The organism is Bacillus sp. A260 (genome assembly GCF_009861435.1).
GTDB lineage: Bacteria > Bacillota > Bacilli > Bacillales > Bacillaceae_G > Bacillus_A > Bacillus_A cereus.
Genome location: NZ_CP046398.1, coordinates 3122749 through 3138911, shown reverse-complemented (window position 1 = coordinate 3138911; position 16163 = coordinate 3122749). Strand labels below are relative to the sequence as shown.

Below are 16163 nucleotides of genomic sequence, written 5' to 3'. Positions count from 1 at the left end.
GAGAAAGAAAAATGGATGGGGGAATGTAGAATATGAAAGGTACGCACATGTTAGCTTTAAATAAAAAGTGTTGGGATACAGTTGCACCTTATTTCTTTCAAGTGGATTGTTTACCTAAATATGGTCCGTATACGGCGTCTGAAGATGAGATTCGTTTGTTCGATTCAATCAGAAAGAAAAAGGTTCTTGATATTGGCTGTGGAAGTGGGCATTCGTTGCAATATATGGCGGAACAAGGGGCAGAGGAATTATGGGGGCTTGATCTTTCGAGTACACAAATTGAAATAGCGAATAAGACGTTAAAGGATTGGAATCCAAAGTTAGTATGCGGAGCAATGGAAGAAGAAGGCGATATTCCGAAAGGATATTTTGATATTGTATATTCCATTTATGCATTAGGTTGGACTTCGGATTTAAGAAAAACGTTGGAACTGATTTATTCATATGTAAAGCCAGGGGGAAGTTTTATTTTTAGTTGGGAGCACCCGGTATATTCAAACTTACAGTATGGTACGGAAGAAGTTGCTATAAAGTCTTCTTATCATGAGGAAACGCCCATTACGTTTGAAACATTTAAAGGAGAAAATGTACAAGCGACATTATATAAGAGAAAAATAAGTACATACATAAATGAGTTAAATAGAGCGGGATTTAAAATTGAGAGAATAGAAGAGCCTGAACCATCAAGCTCGTTTGATGGAGAACTAGCTGAGCCGTCTACGAAGTATTATTCTTTATATAAAGCTAGAATGGTGCCGACTACTTTTATTATTAAAGCTAGAAAGTAAAGTGTTTTTATAAAAGAAGCCTATGATTTCAAATAGATGAAATGATAGGCTTCTTTATTTTAAAAAAATGAGGTCAAAGGTGTACTTTTCTTATAAAAATGCATTTCATATAAAAGGTGTAATTATTTGGGGGAAGGGGGATTGTTGTGCGTCATCATAGAAAGTGCAAAAAATTTGGAGTGGCACTGCCTCTTCCGCTTATAGGAGCAACGGGTCCGACAGGTAATAGTGGTCCAATCGGTCCAACTGGAGGGCATGAAGGTCCTGTTGGTCCTACAGGGGTGACTGGACCGACGGGAGCAACTGGGCCCCAAGGTCCTCAAGGTATCAGGGGGATACAAGGTCCCCGAGGGACAACAGGAGCACAAGGAATACAAGGAGTTATTGGTGATACAGGAGAGCAAGGTATAACTGGCCCAACTGGTCTCCAAGGTGCTCAAGGATTAATCGGAAACCAAGGTCTAATTGGTGATATTGGAGTACAAGGATTAGAAGGAATACAAGGAGCTACGGGTCCTGCTGGTAGTCAAGGAATACAAGGTATACAAGGAATACAAGGGGAAATAGGTGAGCGAGGACAAACAGGGGCACAAGGAATGCAGGGAGAAAGAGGCGTAACTGGAGTCTCGGGTGTAACTGGTCCACAAGGCCCTCAAGGTGTTCAAGGAATACAAGGAGAGCAAGGGGCTATTGGTATACAAGGAGAAGACGGCTTCCAAGGTATACAAGGAATTACTGGAGAGGAAGGCCCACAAGGAGCTCAAGGAATACAAGGTGAAGTGGGTCCAACTGGTTCTACTGGAATGCAAGGTGCCCAAGGTATAAGTGGAATAAAGGGGATAACAGGTGTAATAGGTTTACAAGGACCACAAGGTGTGCAAGGAATACAAGGTATAACGGGAGCAACAGGTTTTCAAGGGATAAAGGGAATAAGAGGTATAACAGGAGCGACGGGTAGTATTGGTACTCAAGGCTCAGAAGGACCACCGGGCGGTCCGACGGGAGTGACCGGTCCAATTGGCCCTTCTAGTGGAGTGACTGGACCAGCTGGCCCACCCGGTCCACCAGGAGGTCCAACAGGTCCAACGGGTGCGACCGGTTCAACAGGTGTAAGCGGAGGGATAGGTCCAATTGGAGGGCAAGGTGTGCAAGGTATAACAGGTCCAACAGGTCATCAAGGTGTAAGGGGAGCGCAAGGTGCCCAAGGTGTAGTTGGAGCAGTTGGAGTACAAGGAGCACAAGGTCCTCAAGGTAACCAAGGTATAACAGGTCCAACTGGTGCAGAAGGTTCTCAAGGAATACAAGGTCCGCTGGGAGTAACTGGTCCAACTGGTGCAGAAGGTCCTAAAGGTATTCAAGGTATTCAAGGTGTGATAGGTCCAACAGGTGCACAAGGAATGGTGGGAATACAAGGGATAGCTGGTCCAGTTGGTGTTACAGGAGCGGAAGGAGCTCAAGGAGCACAAGGAATCCGAGGAGCAACCGGCCCAGCTGGAGCACAAGGAATCCAAGGCGTACAAGGAATTCAAGGGGAAACAGGAGCAGCTGGAACACAAGGTCCTCAAGGTGTTCAAGGGATACAAGGGACTACCGGATTGACAGGTACACAAGGTGCCCAAGGTCCTCAAGGAGTGCAAGGAATAATAGGACCGACTGGAGCTATCGGTTTGCAAGGTCCTCAAGGATTACAAGGAATAACGGGTCCAACAGGAGCGCAAGGAGTGCAAGGAATACAAGGTGTGCAAGGAATTATCGGTCCAACAGGTGCACAAGGAATTAGAGGTCCCCAAGGAAATACAGGGGAAGTCGGTATAACAGGCCCACAAGGAGTCCAAGGGGCGCAAGGTAGTCAAGGCCCACAAGGCCCACAAGGAAATGTTGGAATTACAGGTGCAACGGGTGAAACTGGAGCCACAGGAGCAACTGGGGCAACTGGACTACAAGGAGTGCAAGGTGTTCAAGGGATTACGGGAATACAAGGAATAACGGGAACGACAGGCAATACAGGTGCAACGGGTCCGCAAGGAATACAAGGGATACAAGGTATTCAAGGGTTGCAAGGCCCAATTGGAGCAAGTGGGGTGACAGGTGCTAGTGGTAGTATAGGCCCAGTTGGAGCACAAGGTAGTCAGGGCCCAAGTGGCGTGGTGGGACCGACAGGAGCAACTGGTAGTGCAGGTTCAATAGGTTTCTTTGGAATAGCGGGAGCGACAGGAGCGACTGGTTTACCTAGTGGGGGCGGTTATTTCTTTTCTACTTCAACGAGTACAATTGCAGCGAATGCGTTAATACCAATTAATTCTGGATCTACAGTTTTTGGTTCTGATGTCAGTTTAACAAATGCAACAACTGTAACGTTAAGTACGCCGGGAATTTATTTAGTAAGCTATTATTTTCAAGGTGATCCAACTGCCGGAAATGAAACAATTTCAGTGAGGCTTACTTTAAATGGAACACAAGTCGCAGGGAGTTTTATTTTTTATGTTACAGGAGGTACTTTTATATTAGAACCAGCAGTTTCGAATACGATGGTCATTGAAGTTACTTCTTCAAATGCAACTTTGTCTTTACAAAATGGTCCGTTAGCTATCGGGCATGTAACGACATTATCTGGTGTGATAACAGCTAGTTTAAATGTATTAAAAATAGTTTGATACGTTAGTTATAACGGGGGAGATGCTTGTGAAGAATCAAGATAAGTGTAGTAAGTTTCAAGCACCTATTCCTTTTCCACCGCCAGGTATTACGGGGCCCACTGGTCCAACCGGTCCAACTGGTGCTTTAGGTGGACCAACTGGACCGCAAGGAATACAAGGCGTACAAGGTCCAATCGGTCCAACCGGCCCACAAGGAATACAAGGAGTGCAAGGGGTGCAAGGAGAAAATGGTCCAACCGGCCCAACTGGTTTAACTGGACCACAAGGTTCTCAAGGTAATCAAGGACCTATGGGAGAACGAGGCCCACAGGGAATACAAGGTGTTCAAGGAATACAAGGAGAAAGAGGTCCGACTGGTCCAACTGGTATTCAAGGGATACAAGGAATTCCTGGCCCAATCGGTCCGACCGGTCCAACAGGAATACAAGGCATACAAGGAATGCAAGGAGAAATCGGTCCAACCGGCCCAACAGGAATACAAGGAATACAAGGAGTGCAAGGGGAAATTGGTCCGACTGGACCAACTGGAAATACTGGTATACAAGGTGTGCAAGGTAATTTAGGAGGTAGTGGTTTACAAGGTGTAACCGGAATACAAGGAATACAGGGTCCGATTGGTCCAACCGGGCCAACTGGTTCTCAAGGAATTCAAGGGGAGCAAGGACCAATGGGTCCACAAGGGGAAACTGGTGTTCAAGGTTTACAAGGTCCCCAGGGAGAAATGGGGCAGGTAGGTCCAACAGGAATACAAGGAATACAAGGAGTGCAAGGTGTAATCGGTCCGACTGGTCCAACCGGTTTACAAGGTGATCCAGGTCCAACCGGCCCAACAGGAGCCACTGGGATAACTGGTCCGACAGGTTCTGCAACTGGCCCGACTGGAGCAACCGGTCCAACTGGTCCACCAGGAGGTCCAACTGGTCCAACCGGTCCAGCAGGATCACCAGGGGGTCCAACTGGTCCGACTGGAGCAACAGGGGCAACAGGAGCGACCGGAGCAACAGGAGCGACTGGAATTCAAGGGGTACAAGGAATCCAGGGACCGACCGGAGCAACTGGTGTAACAGGTTTGCAAGGAGTACAGGGACCGATGGGGGCAACGGGTCCAACGGGTGATCAAGGCATTCAAGGTCCACAAGGGATACAAGGAGTAACCGGTCCGACTGGTCCGCAAGGTCTACAAGGAATCCAGGGACCGGTAGGAGCAACCGGTCCGACTGGTCCACAAGGAGTGCAAGGGGCACAGGGGCCAATCGGTCCAACCGGCCCTCAAGGGATACAAGGCATACAAGGTGAGCAAGGAGTAAGGGGAGCGACCGGTCCAACTGGTTTACAGGGGCTACAAGGAATCCAAGGTCCGAGTGGTTCAACCGGTCCTCAAGGAGTGCAAGGCATACAAGGTCTGAGTGGCATAACAGGTCCAACTGGTCCTCAAGGAATACAAGGTATTCAGGGACCACAAGGAAGTATAGGCCCAACTGGTCCTCAAGGAATACAAGGTGTGCAAGGTCCACAAGGCCCAACCGGCCAGGCGGGTGCAACGGGTCCTCAAGGAATTCAGGGAATACAAGGTCCAATTGGTCCAACCGGCCCCCAAGGAATTCAGGGGATACAAGGCGTGCAAGGTCCACAAGGCCCAACTGGTCAGGCAGGCCCTCAAGGTCTACAAGGAATAACTGGTCAGGCGGGTCCAACCGGTCCAACCGGTCCAACCGGCGAGGCGGGAGCAACGGGTCCTCAAGGTCCACAAGGAATTCAAGGACCACAAGGAGCAACCGGTCCAACTGGAGCAACCGGCGAGGCGGGAGCAACGGGTCCTCAAGGTCCACAAGGAATCCAAGGACCACAAGGAGCAACGGGGCAGGCTGGAGCAACCGGCCAGACGGGAGCAACGGGTCCTCAAGGTCCACAAGGAATCCAAGGTCCACAAGGTGTAACGGGTCAGGCGGGAGCAACAGGCCAGACGGGATTGACTGGTGCAACTGGACCGACCGGAATACAAGGCATACAAGGAATAACAGGAGCGACAGGGGGAACAGGAGTAACAGGCCCAACAGGAGCAACGGGTCCAACAGGCTTAACTGGAGCAACAGGATCATCTGCTATATCGACAGGTGGCGGATATTTCTTTTCTACATCAACAAGCACAATTGCAGCAAATGCCAACATCCCAATTAATTCTGGATCCACTGTATATGGAACTGGTGTATCTTTAACTAGTGCTACGACAGTCACAGTAACGACGCCAGGAATATATTTAGTAAGCTACTATTTTCAAGGGGATGCAAATGGTGGGAATGAGACAGTATCTGTTAGATTGCTATTAAATGGAACGCAACTAACAGGGAGTTTTATACAAAACGTAACGACATCAACTGTAGTAATCGAACCAGCCATTTCAAATACACTTCTTGTGAATGTGACGAGTGCCAATTCAACATTAATATTACAAAATGGCCCGTTAGGTGTAGGGCATGTGACTACTATAGCAGGTGCGATTACAGCAAGCTTAAATGTAGTGAGAATTTTATAAAGAATATAAAAAACACAAGGAATGTCTTTGTAAGACACACCTTGTGTTTTTTAATATTAAATAAACATTTTCTTTATCTTTTCGGTTGAAAAATATGCTGAAAGAAGTATTTGTGATGTAAGTTATCTACAACCTTATTTGCTTGATATGTGCGTTGTTTTTCAATTCGAAGTCTTTGCTCCATCATTTTTATTGCGTGATCAGATAAACGTAACATAATACATTCTCCTTTTCTATAAATATAGGTGACTATTTGATATCGATCCCATATTTATAATTAAGGAGGCAAAATGTGTAACATAGGCAAAAAGCACCTTCCTCTCCCATTACGCTTACGAGGTTAGCTGTCGGACTCGGGAAGTGAGAGTTTCCCTACTTAAAAAAGATTCGCCCCAAGTAGCATAGCTACAAAAATGGTTCCCCCGCTCCAAAATTTGGACTCAGCAAAAGGTTTTATAAAGTAAAAAATAACATAAAGGAGCGAACAAGTCAAATTATTTTGTGTATTCTGTCTTTTTTAATTGCGTAAGAATCATACCGTCAGGAAGTATTGTATCTGATACTGTAATGAATCCGTGTTTTTTATATAAAGTAATAGCAGGGGTATTCGCTTTACCTGTTTGTACAATGTATGCCATTGAAGAGGGAAACATGTTAAATATATAAATTAGGAGTTTCGTTGCGATTCCTTTTTGAAAAAAATTGGGCGATACAACTAACCTGTGGATATCGATTAGTTTTTCTTCTTGTACAAAAGAAATAAAACCGACAAGTTTATTTTCAGAAAAATATCCATAGAATGTTTCAACGCAATTTTGAATATCGTTTACAGTATCATATAAACGAGGTATGGCAGTACTATTTAAGTAGTCTGCTTCAACTTTATAAGCTGGAATTTGAACCTGTAAAATGGATGTTGCTACTTCAAAAGAAGTGGAATTTAACTTAAGAATCATAGACAATGAAGCCTCCTTTAAATATGGTATATGAATATAATTGCTTTATGGGTGAGTTTGACAATATTTTTCTTTTTTGCATATAATATATGTATCTCCATATGTAAAATAGTAGTAAATATATTTCTATAGTGAAATATGATTAGCAATGATAAATACATATGTTTGTATTGAATCATACAAACTATAATAGAAATGGAGGACTAAAAATGGGATGGATTATCACATTAATAGTTGGTGCTATTATAGGTGCAATTGCTAGTTCTATAACAGGTAAAAATTTCCCAGGTGGTATGTTCGGAAATATTATCGCAGGTTTATTAGGTGCTTCGTTAGGTGGTAGATTATTTGGATCCTTTGGGCCATCATTTGGTGGGATTCATGTCGTGCCGGCATTATTAGGTGCAATCGTGTTAATTCTTATTGTATCATTTGTAGTGAAAGCTGCAAGGAAATAGAGATATAGATTATGATGAAGAGCCCTGAATAAGGGCTTTTCATCATTCGAAGAGGTGGTTTCATTGGAGAAAATAAATATAAGAAAAAGAGATAAGTTAAGAAAGTTTTTTAGAGAACAAAATTATTTGGCGGTATTACTTGGATTTGCGTTATTGTTCATTAATATTTTATTGCTAACAAAAATATCATTTGTTTTTACACCGTTTATCGTATTTTTAAAAACAATTTTCTTCCCAGTACTATTAGCAGGCGTGCTATTTTATATTTTGCATCCATTCGTTTCGCTTTTAGAAAAGAAAGGTGTTTCAAGAATCGTATCGATAGCTTCCATATATTTAATCGTACTAGGATTATTTGTATTTTTAGTTGTAACGGTTATCCCTATTATTAAAGATCAAATTGATGCATTAATTGATAACTTACCGTATTTTGGCCATGAGATTGAACAAGCAGCACGTAGATTCGGGGAAAGTAATTTACTCGGTAAAATTCAGGAGAATTTAAATATTAATGTTGCGAATATGGTAAAAGAATACACAGTTGATTTTACAAAGTCATTATCATCAGTAACTGGGAATGTAACTGGATTTTTGAGTACTGTTACAGAGGTTGTTTTGACATTTGTAATGGTTCCATTTATATTGTTCTATCTTTTAAAAGATGGTGAGCAATTGCCGAATCACTTTTTAAAGTTTATTTCAGAGCAAAGACAACCAGCAGCAATGAGAATACTAGATGATATGCATTATGCGATTAGCTCGTATATTAGAGGTCAAATTATCGTCAGCTTATTTATCGGTATTATGCTATTAATTGGTTATCTTATTATTGGTATTAAATATGCGGTATTACTTGCGATTTTAGCGATGATTGTAAATATCGTTCCGTACGTAGGACCAATTATCGCGATTACACCAGCGTTAATTATCGCATTTATCGACTCGCCAGCAATGGTGTTAAAAGTAATTATCGTTATGATGGTTGTACAATTAGCAGAAGGTAAATTTATTTCTCCGCAAGTTATGGGTAAAAAGTTAGATATTCATCCGATTACTATCATTTTTATCATTTTAACTGCCGGAAACTTATTCGGGATTATGGGCATTATTTTAGCCATTCCAGGATATGCGATATTAAAAGTGTTAGTTACACACGGTTATAGATTTGTTAAGTTGAATACGTAAAAAAAAGCGCTAAAACAGTGGGAACTGTTTTAGCGCTTTTTTATTAACAATTCATTTGCATATTGGCGCGCCCATTGATCCGCTTCTAATATAGCATCTAGTGAAGGATCTTTTACGTTATGATGAGCTTCAACTGTTTTGTAAATTGTTTTTTCAATATCGAAAAAGGCAATTTCATTTTTTAAGAATAGCGCATTCGCAATTTCATTTGCTGCATTTAATACAGCGGGAGTAGTACCACCGATTTTGCCACATTCATATGCGTATTGTAGACAAGGGAACTTCTCTAAATCTGGTTTTTCAAAATGTAAACTACCGATTTCTAATAAATTTAATTTTTCATAGGAAGAAGGTAGCCGAGTAGGATAGTGAAACGCATATTGAATCGGCATTCTCATATCAGGAGCACCGAGCTGTGCCATAACTGATCCATCAATAAATTCTACTAAAGAATGAATGATACTTTCTTTATGAATCATTACATTAATTTTTTCATATGGAATATCAAATAGCCATCTCGCTTCCATTACTTCGAACCCTTTATTCATTAATGTGGCAGAATCAATCGTTAGTTTTGCGCCCATTAACCAGTTTGGGTGCTTTAAAGCATCTTTTGCTTGTAATGTTTGCATTTCATCACGTGTTTTATCACGGAAAGCACCACCGGAAGCTGTTACAATTAACTTCTCAATCTCTTTATTATTTTCTCCGTTTAAACATTGGAAAATAGCTGAATGCTCACTATCTACTGGAATTAAGCGACATCCGTTTTGTTTCGCTAGTTCAGTTACGATATGTCCAGCTGCAACCAAAGTTTCTTTATTAGCAATAGCGATATCTTTCTTCGCTTTTAATGCTTCAATTGTTGGAAGTAATCCTGAAACACCTACAACAGAGCTTAATACAAGATTTGAATCAGGGTGAGTAGCTACTGCAATTAAGCCATCAGTCCCGTGTGTGATTTTTGTATTTGCTGAAATACGCGTACGAAGTTTGTCTGCTAAGTCTTTTGTCGCAACGCTTACAATACGAGGTTGAAACGTTTTGATTTGTTGCTCAAGAAGATTGATATTATAATTTGCGGTTAAACCGACGATTTTAAAATGTTCAGGATGAGCTGAAACGACATCTAATGCAGATGTGCCGATGGATCCTGTTGAACCTAAAATTGATATATATTTTACCATGAAAAAACCTCCAAAGTTGTTTCGAATATTTCAACAAACCTATATAACATTAGACAATTGAAGTGGAAATTCCTGCTATATAAAATAGAAAATTAGGGTTTGTTTGGAAGTGAAATGTGATAAACTGTAAAAAATAACGAAAAAGCAATGAAAGAGAAGAGTACATATTCGAAACTTTTTAGAGAGCTGATGTGTGGTGGAAATCAGTAAGGGATGAATATGGAATGGGCTCTGGAGCTTCTAACTGAAATGAGTAGGTAAAGACGGTTACTTCACGTTATTGAAGTATGAAGTGAGCTAATGATAGCTAATTAAGGTGGTACCGCGGGAGTCTCTCGTCCTTTTTTAAGGATGAGGGGCTCTTTTTATTTTGAGAAAGGAGGAGTTAGTGTGAGTGAAAAAATAATGTTAACAGGAATTAAGCCGACAGGTTATCCGCATTTAGGGAATTATATTGGTGCGATTAAACCTGCATTACAAATGTCAAAGAATAATGAAGGAAAAGCATTGTACTTTATAGCTGATTATCATGCATTAAATGCTGTGCATGATTCAGAAAAGTTCAGCAGTTATACGAAAGAGGTAGCAGCTACTTGGTTATCACTTGGACTTGGTGAAGATGTTGTTTTTTATCGGCAAACAGAAGTACCGGAAATTCTAGAATTAGCTTGCCTAACTCCGAAAGGTCTTATGAACCGTGCTCATGCGTATAAAGCGAAGGTGGAGCAAAATAAAGAAGCGGGGTTAGAGGTCGATGTAGGAGTGAATATGGGGTTATATACGTATCCGATTTTAATGGCAGCTGACATATTATTATTTCAAGCTACCCATGTACCAGTTGGAAAAGACCAAATTCAGCATATTGAAATCGCGCGTGATATTGCGACGTATTTTAATCATACATTTTGCACGACATTTACACTACCGGAGTATGTCATACAAGAAGAAGGAGCTATTTTACCTGGTCTTGATGGAAGGAAAATGAGTAAAAGTTACGGAAATGTAATCCCATTATTTTCAGAGCAAGAAAAACTTCGAAAGTTAATATTTAAAATCAAAACAGACTCTTCACTTCCAAATGAACCGAAAGAATTAGAAACATTATTTATGATATATAAAGAGTTTGCGACCGAAGATGAAATACAGTCGATGCGTGAAAAGTATGAGACTGGAATCAGATGGGGCGATGTAAAAAAAGAGCTATTCCGTGTTGTAGATCGTGAGTTAGCTGGGCCTCGTGAAAAGTACGCAATGTATATGAATGAGCCGGATTTATTATATGAAGCATTAGAAAACGGTGCTGAGAAGGCACGCGCTATTACGAAGGTAAATTTAGCGGAAATTAAAAAACGGATTGGATTTGAGAGGGAACGTTAAGCGTTCCCTTATTTTTTTAGATAATCTGTAATAATCTTCTCGATAACAGGAGGAAGATTATTAGGTAATTCATCAAGTGAAAAGAAGCGTAGTTCTTTCGATTCCGTATGGTCGCATACAAGCTCACCGTGGAATTCGCGGCAAATATAAACAACGAGTACACCGTGTACTTGATCGCCATTTGGATAGATTTGAAAGAAATCTGGTCCTGAGTATGTACGGAATAGTTCTGGATTTTTAATAATAAGTCCAGTTTCTTCAAACACTTCTCGTTTTAAAGCATCTTCTAACGTTTCGTTATATTCTAAGGCACCGCCAATAATGCCCCAGCGGTTAAAATCTGTACGGAGCTGCAGCAATGCTTCATCTTTTTCATTTAATATAATGGCGTGTGATCCTATTAGAATAAGTGGATGATTTCCTACTAGATTTCTCATATCTTCAATATAACCCATGTCATTGCTCCTTGTATTTAATAATAGTTAGGAAGTTCTTTTAACATTCTTTCTGTTTTACGTGCTGTAAAGGCTAAGTTATGGTCATCTTTCGTTCTGAAAAATAATGTGCGTAAAAAGGTTTTAATATTGGCACATAAAATACAATACTCATTAAGCGAAAGGCGTTTTCTAATTTGAGGAAGCCTTTTTATTTTTTTATGAATAATAGAAATTAAATCGTTCTGAGGAAAATCATGATACAGCATTGCTAGTAATGGAGTAACGATGCGTTCATCTTCGTTATTATGAAAAAGGTCAGATGGAATAAAGATTTTATTTAATAAACAATGAATTAATTCTTCGTACCATTCAAAAGTTGTATACGTATTATGAACAATTTCAGTAAAGGCATCAGATACATGAGCAAGACAATGAGCCCATCCTTTATTTTCAATATAGCCCCGAAAATCCGTTTCTAAGTTTGTGTATGTAATGAGTTTATTTTTTATTTCTTCGATATCCTCCTCTGTACAAAAGTAGTGCGAATTAGCGAATTGGAGTATTAACGCAATTAACGAAACAGTGTAAGAACGTGTGAAAACCCCATCTGTATGTGGGGAGTAAATGTCACAATATAAATACTCATCACTTAAACAAGTTTGCAGAAGTAATTTCAGCTGATCGTCCATAAGGAATTCATGATGAATGAAATGCGCAAAACATTTATATATAAGTTGGTAACGAACGTAGCTATCAGTCGTTCCGATATACTGAAGCATGTTCAAAGTTAACTCATTTACGTCTATATGTTGCAGTTGCGTATAGTCATTTTGTTGTATAAGCTCTAACTGTTGTTGCAATGCTGTAATATCCACTGGAGAACCTCCTCCGCACTTTAAAGATGCGATCTTTTCTAGTATTCTATATATTCAAGGACAATCCTGCTCATGCAAGGAGAACGATTAGAAATTCGAGTATGATATAGATGAGGGAAGAATATGACGACGATAGAACAGTTAGAAAAACATTTTAAAATAAGAAGAAGTGCTTCTTCTATTATGATAAAAGAAAATAATGCAGAGGTTTTTACAGAAGAGCAATTAGAAGAGATGGTGCAATATTACGTTGCTGAAGCTGAAAAAGATGGATTAGAAAAACTACATTTTGAAATCTCTTCAAAAAGTCCAAATTATGATGTGTATAAAAAATGTTTTGAAACGTATTCATTTGAATATGTTACGGAAAACATGATTGTATTTAAAGATATATACGAAGTAGAAGATGTAGAAAGTGAAATTGATTTTAAGCTTATTGAAGAAGTTGGAGAAGAGGCTTTTTATTCACTGTGGAATGAAGCAACGGGAGAACCAGTCGCTCATGATCAATTTGTGCATATGATGCTAGAAGAAATTGGTGAGCAGTGGAAAGAACATTGTTTAATAGCGAGTGTAGGTGAAGAGCCGATAGGAATTGTAATTCCACATATTGAAAGAGGTGCGTTAGAAGAAGGGAAACTTATGTACTTCGCAGTTACTCCAAATATGCGTAATAAGGGATATGAAGCTGCGTTATTTGCAGGTGCGATGTTTGTCTTAAAGGAAATAGGTGCATCTTATTATATTGGTGAGACAAATATGCAAAATGAGTGGATGAAGGATGTTTTTGAAAAGAACGGATGTCAGCTGCTTAGTTCAACTGAGAGATATGTGAGAAAGTTTTAGGAGGATGAATGATGTATACTCTCGAACTCGTATAGCGGGAGGGGACTATATATGTTAAAGCAATCCATGCATTCATTCGTGTTATTGTATCCAAATGTATTGTTAGAAGGCTGGAATGTTGAAAAAAGTTTCAGAACGTTATGAAGGTGAAAAGTGGGGAACTTTTTGGTTTCAGGTTGTTACTCCAACTGGGATGTTTCGAGTAAAGGAATTTTTTCTCGATATAATGGAACCAGTATTTCCGGATAGCTGTATTTCTCAAGCAAAAGGAGATTGTTTTCAATATAAAGGGCTTGTGTATTGGAAAGGTGTAAATTATAAAGGAAAAGAAAGTTACGTTACATCTATATGGAAAACACAAGTTGAAATTTCTGTTGATCATGGATATGTAAACCAAGACGAAATGGAACGATTTCTATTTGAATTACAACCAGTAAATATGGAGCTTGGGAAAACGATATTACATACATCATTTCACTTATTAAGCTTTCAAGCGAAGAGAAGTGAAATGGGTGAGATAGGAAGATGTAGAGAGTGGAATGCTCCAGATGACGTATCCTATGTAAATTTGTTAATTCATGAAAAACTAAATTGGAAACTTGAATCGGTCGGTTTCGGAAATGACGAAACGCAGTATGTATACTGGGACGAAGTTAATAAACTATATGCACTTTGGGTTTGTAGACATAAAAACAAAGCGTATTATCCTATTTCTTCATGGACAATGAACTATGGCCCAAAACAAATTATAAACGGGTTAGAGTTTTATTCGCACCCTAATCGCGGAACAGTTGTATACGAAGATTTAGGTAATGAACAAATCGCATACGTATTTCGCGGTAATCCATGTACAAATTTTGAACAAGTAAAAGAACTTTTCGCCTGTTTGTAAGATAAAAAGAAAAATGAGAACGACAAAGTAGTTATTCCTATAATAAAATAGAGTAAGATTTGACTATAAGAGAAAGCGTTGGTGAAAGAATGGAGCAGCAAAGAAATTGGCTACAAGCAACTGTAGAGAGAAATGAAGATAATACGTTACAAATAAAATGGGAAAATAATATAGAAGAAGTTCGTATTTATTGGAGTACTTCACCAGAACATATTGAAGAAACTGGAGAATTACTTGCAACTGTAAATGGAGAATTATCATATACAATTGAAAACCCGAGTGAAAATGAACGTCCATATTTTAGATTAGTAGGAAGTAATGGACAAGCAGTAACAGTAGCTGAGCGTAGATTGCCATTACAAGGTGCGTTTAACTTCCGTGATATGGGTGGATATGAAACGACAGATGGACGTAAAGTGAAATGGGGCAAATTATACCGTTCTGAAGAATTAGCAGGACTAACAGAGTGGGATATCGACTATTTACAAAAGTGTGGTTTAAAGTTAATTTGTGACTATCGTACAGACTTTGAGGTAAAGCATAAGCCAAATCCTGAGATTACAGGTGCTCGTCAAGTGTGCTTACCAGTTATGCAAGACTTAGCGAAAGACTTAAATATAAATGAGTTTTTCCAAGTTGGTGACCTTTCTATGTTAGGAAAACCAGGTGAGTATCTTGTGAAAATGAATCAAGATTTCGTAAGTGGCAACGAGGCATTCGTGAGCTTCTTAAACTTAGCGCAAAACCCGGAAAACTTACCGTTAGTAAACCACTGTACAGCTGGAAAAGATCGTACTGGATTTGGTTCAGCATTATTACTACTTTTACTAGGTGTACCAGAAAAAACAGTAATGGAAGACTACTTACTAAGTAACGAATTCCGTGAAAAGCTAAATGAAAAAATGATGGCCTTTTTAGGTGCGAAATTACAAAACGATGAGAGCAGAGCGATATTAGGTGCAATGTTTGAAGCACGTGCTGAATACTTGCAAGCTGCGATTGGTGAAATTCAAAAGCAATACGGATCAGTTGAAGCATACGCTGAAAGGGCTCTTGGCTTTACGAAAGAGTCGTTAGAGGAAATGAAAGTGTTACTGCTGGAAGAAAAGTAAAAAGAAGGGAGGCTGGTTTTAATTAGCCTCCCTTTCTTATTGTTGTTATAATTATGCTATGAGAATATAGGAGTTGAGAAAAACATCATGAAATACAAAGTTATATTATTCGACGTAGATGATACATTATTAGATTTCCCTGAAACGGAAAGACACGCATTACATAATGCGTTTGTACAGTTTGATATGCCTACAGGGTATAATGATTATCTTGCAAGCTATAAAGAGATTAGTAATGGATTATGGAGAGATTTAGAAAATAAAATGATTACGCTAAGTGAATTAGCCGTAGAGCGATTTAGACAATTATTTGCACTTCATAATATAGACGTAGATGCACAGCAATTTAGTGATGTATATCTTGAAAACTTAGGGAAAGAAGTACATCTTATAGAAGGCGCAGTACAATTATGTGAAAATCTACAAGATTGCAAGTTAGGTATTATTACGAATGGATATACGAAGGTGCAACAATCAAGAATCGGAAATTCGCCTTTATGTAATTTCTTTGATCACATTATTATTTCTGAAGAAGTTGGTCATCAAAAACCAGCACGTGAGATTTTTGATTATGCGTTTGAAAAGTTTGGGATTACAGATAAATCAAGCGTACTCATGGTTGGAGATTCGTTAACTTCTGATATGAAAGGCGGAGAAGATTACGGCATTGATACGTGTTGGTATAATCCGAGTTTGAAAGAGAATAAGACGAGTGTTAATCCGACTTATGAAATGGAGAGTCTTCTACAAATTTTAGAAATTGTAGAAGTGGCTGAAGAAAAGGTAGCTTCATTTTAATTGTGCTGATATTTGTCGAAAAATCGATATATTGAAAAAATCGTTGATATATTGTAAGTTGT

The 16163-nt window shown here is 39.5% G+C and carries 14 protein-coding genes, 1 pseudogene, 1 riboswitch and 1 other annotated feature; of the genes and pseudogenes, 10 read left to right on the top strand and 5 right to left on the bottom strand.

The window, feature by feature from the left end:
- Window positions 1-32 precede the first annotated feature (32 nt).
- The 3 genes from GD442_RS15780 to GD442_RS15770 all read left to right on the top strand — a co-directional run bounded on the left by GD442_RS15780 (window position 33) and on the right by GD442_RS15770 (window position 5978).
- Window positions 33-788, top strand: a complete 756-nt coding sequence (locus GD442_RS15780) for a class I SAM-dependent methyltransferase (protein WP_159365128.1) — start codon at window positions 33-35, stop codon at window positions 786-788.
- Between the two features lie 146 nt (window positions 789-934).
- The gene (locus tag GD442_RS15775) at window positions 935-3442 is read left to right on the top strand and encodes a collagen-like protein (RefSeq protein WP_130055493.1); all 2508 of its coding nucleotides are present in this window, start codon (window positions 935-937) and stop codon (window positions 3440-3442) included.
- Between the two features lie 22 nt (window positions 3443-3464).
- Window positions 3465-5978 (top strand): BC_3345 family exosporium-associated protein, encoded by a 2514-nt coding sequence (locus GD442_RS15770; RefSeq protein WP_159365127.1) that lies wholly within the window; start codon window positions 3465-3467, stop codon window positions 5976-5978.
- A gap of 73 nt (window positions 5979-6051) precedes the next feature.
- Here the strand turns inward: GD442_RS15770 and GD442_RS27795 are convergent, their stop codons facing one another.
- On the bottom strand, window positions 6052-6195 hold the full coding sequence (locus GD442_RS27795; protein WP_000945243.1) for a hypothetical protein: 144 nt from the start codon (window positions 6193-6195) through the stop codon (window positions 6052-6054).
- A 96-nt stretch (window positions 6196-6291) separates the two neighbouring features.
- Window positions 6292-6434, bottom strand: a riboswitch (cyclic di-AMP (ydaO/yuaA leader).
- A 38-nt stretch (window positions 6435-6472) separates the two neighbouring features.
- On the bottom strand, window positions 6473-6934 hold the full coding sequence (locus tag GD442_RS15765) for a GNAT family N-acetyltransferase (RefSeq protein ID WP_000601230.1): 462 nt from the start codon (window positions 6932-6934) through the stop codon (window positions 6473-6475).
- Window positions 6935-7143: 209 nt separating this feature from the next.
- Here GD442_RS15765 and GD442_RS15760 point away from each other — a divergent pair, with 209 nt between their 5' ends.
- Together GD442_RS15760 and GD442_RS15755 are read left to right on the top strand one after the other, a co-directional pair.
- Window positions 7144-7392 carry a GlsB/YeaQ/YmgE family stress response membrane protein gene (locus GD442_RS15760; protein ID WP_000539733.1) on the top strand — a complete coding sequence of 83 codons (249 nt, stop codon included), beginning with the start codon at window positions 7144-7146 and terminating at the stop codon, window positions 7390-7392.
- Window positions 7393-7455: 63 nt separating this feature from the next.
- Entirely contained in the window at window positions 7456-8577 is a 1122-nt protein-coding gene (locus tag GD442_RS15755) for an AI-2E family transporter (RefSeq protein WP_000411484.1), read from the top strand.
- Window positions 8578-8606: 29 nt separating this feature from the next.
- Here the strand turns inward: GD442_RS15755 and GD442_RS15750 are convergent, their stop codons facing one another.
- Complete coding sequence (locus GD442_RS15750) at window positions 8607-9764, bottom strand: 1-deoxy-D-xylulose-5-phosphate reductoisomerase (RefSeq protein WP_086407712.1); 1158 nt, start codon at window positions 9762-9764, stop codon at window positions 8607-8609.
- A 138-nt stretch (window positions 9765-9902) separates the two neighbouring features.
- Window positions 9903-10110: a binding site (T-box leader), on the top strand.
- Between the two features lie 44 nt (window positions 10111-10154).
- On the opposite strand from GD442_RS15750, the gene GD442_RS15745 reads away from it, so the two are divergent.
- A complete protein-coding gene (locus GD442_RS15745; protein ID WP_001290891.1) occupies window positions 10155-11141 on the top strand; it encodes a tryptophan--tRNA ligase in 987 nt (328 codons plus the stop codon).
- Between the two features lie 8 nt (window positions 11142-11149).
- On the opposite strand, the gene GD442_RS15740 is transcribed toward GD442_RS15745, so the two are convergent.
- Together GD442_RS15740 and GD442_RS15735 are read right to left on the bottom strand one after the other, a co-directional pair.
- The gene (locus GD442_RS15740) at window positions 11150-11596 is read right to left on the bottom strand and encodes an NUDIX hydrolase (protein WP_000540450.1); all 447 of its coding nucleotides are present in this window, start codon (window positions 11594-11596) and stop codon (window positions 11150-11152) included.
- A gap of 17 nt (window positions 11597-11613) precedes the next feature.
- Window positions 11614-12453 (bottom strand): DUF2785 domain-containing protein, encoded by an 840-nt coding sequence (locus GD442_RS15735; RefSeq protein ID WP_000355451.1) that lies wholly within the window; start codon window positions 12451-12453, stop codon window positions 11614-11616.
- A gap of 123 nt (window positions 12454-12576) precedes the next feature.
- Between GD442_RS15735 and GD442_RS15730 the strand changes: the two genes are divergently transcribed.
- From GD442_RS15730 to GD442_RS15715, 4 genes and pseudogenes are all read left to right on the top strand, one after another.
- Window positions 12577-13299 carry a GNAT family N-acetyltransferase gene (locus GD442_RS15730; protein ID WP_000207416.1) on the top strand — a complete coding sequence of 241 codons (723 nt, stop codon included), beginning with the start codon at window positions 12577-12579 and terminating at the stop codon, window positions 13297-13299.
- 51 nt (window positions 13300-13350) lie between these two features.
- A pseudogene (locus tag GD442_RS15725) lies at window positions 13351-14191 on the top strand (hypothetical protein).
- Between the two features lie 89 nt (window positions 14192-14280).
- Window positions 14281-15303: a tyrosine-protein phosphatase gene (locus tag GD442_RS15720; RefSeq protein ID WP_000437821.1), complete on the top strand. Its 1023-nt coding sequence runs from the start codon at window positions 14281-14283 to the stop codon at window positions 15301-15303.
- An 87-nt stretch (window positions 15304-15390) separates the two neighbouring features.
- Window positions 15391-16101 (top strand): YjjG family noncanonical pyrimidine nucleotidase, encoded by a 711-nt coding sequence (locus GD442_RS15715; RefSeq protein ID WP_000875909.1) that lies wholly within the window; start codon window positions 15391-15393, stop codon window positions 16099-16101.
- Window positions 16102-16163 lie beyond the last annotated feature (62 nt).

Bases quoted from the DNA above. Each gene is read 5' to 3' on its own strand.
- GD442_RS15770 (WP_159365127.1), top strand. From the start codon at position 3,465: ATGCTTGTGAAGAATCAAGATAAGTGTAGTAAGTTTCAAGCACCTATT.
- GD442_RS15750 (WP_086407712.1), bottom strand. From the start codon at position 9,764: ATGGTAAAATATATATCAATTTTAGGTTCAACAGGATCCATCGGCACA.
- GD442_RS27795 (WP_000945243.1), bottom strand. From the start codon at position 6,195: ATGTTACGTTTATCTGATCACGCAATAAAAATGATGGAGCAAAGACTT.
- GD442_RS15730 (WP_000207416.1), top strand. From the start codon at position 12,577: ATGACGACGATAGAACAGTTAGAAAAACATTTTAAAATAAGAAGAAGT.
- GD442_RS15740 (WP_000540450.1), bottom strand. From the start codon at position 11,596: ATGGGTTATATTGAAGATATGAGAAATCTAGTAGGAAATCATCCACTT.
- GD442_RS15780 (WP_159365128.1), top strand. From the start codon at position 33: ATGAAAGGTACGCACATGTTAGCTTTAAATAAAAAGTGTTGGGATACA.
- GD442_RS15715 (WP_000875909.1), top strand. From the start codon at position 15,391: ATGAAATACAAAGTTATATTATTCGACGTAGATGATACATTATTAGAT.
- GD442_RS15720 (WP_000437821.1), top strand. From the start codon at position 14,281: ATGGAGCAGCAAAGAAATTGGCTACAAGCAACTGTAGAGAGAAATGAA.
- GD442_RS15765 (WP_000601230.1), bottom strand. From the start codon at position 6,934: ATGATTCTTAAGTTAAATTCCACTTCTTTTGAAGTAGCAACATCCATT.
- GD442_RS15760 (WP_000539733.1), top strand. From the start codon at position 7,144: ATGGGATGGATTATCACATTAATAGTTGGTGCTATTATAGGTGCAATT.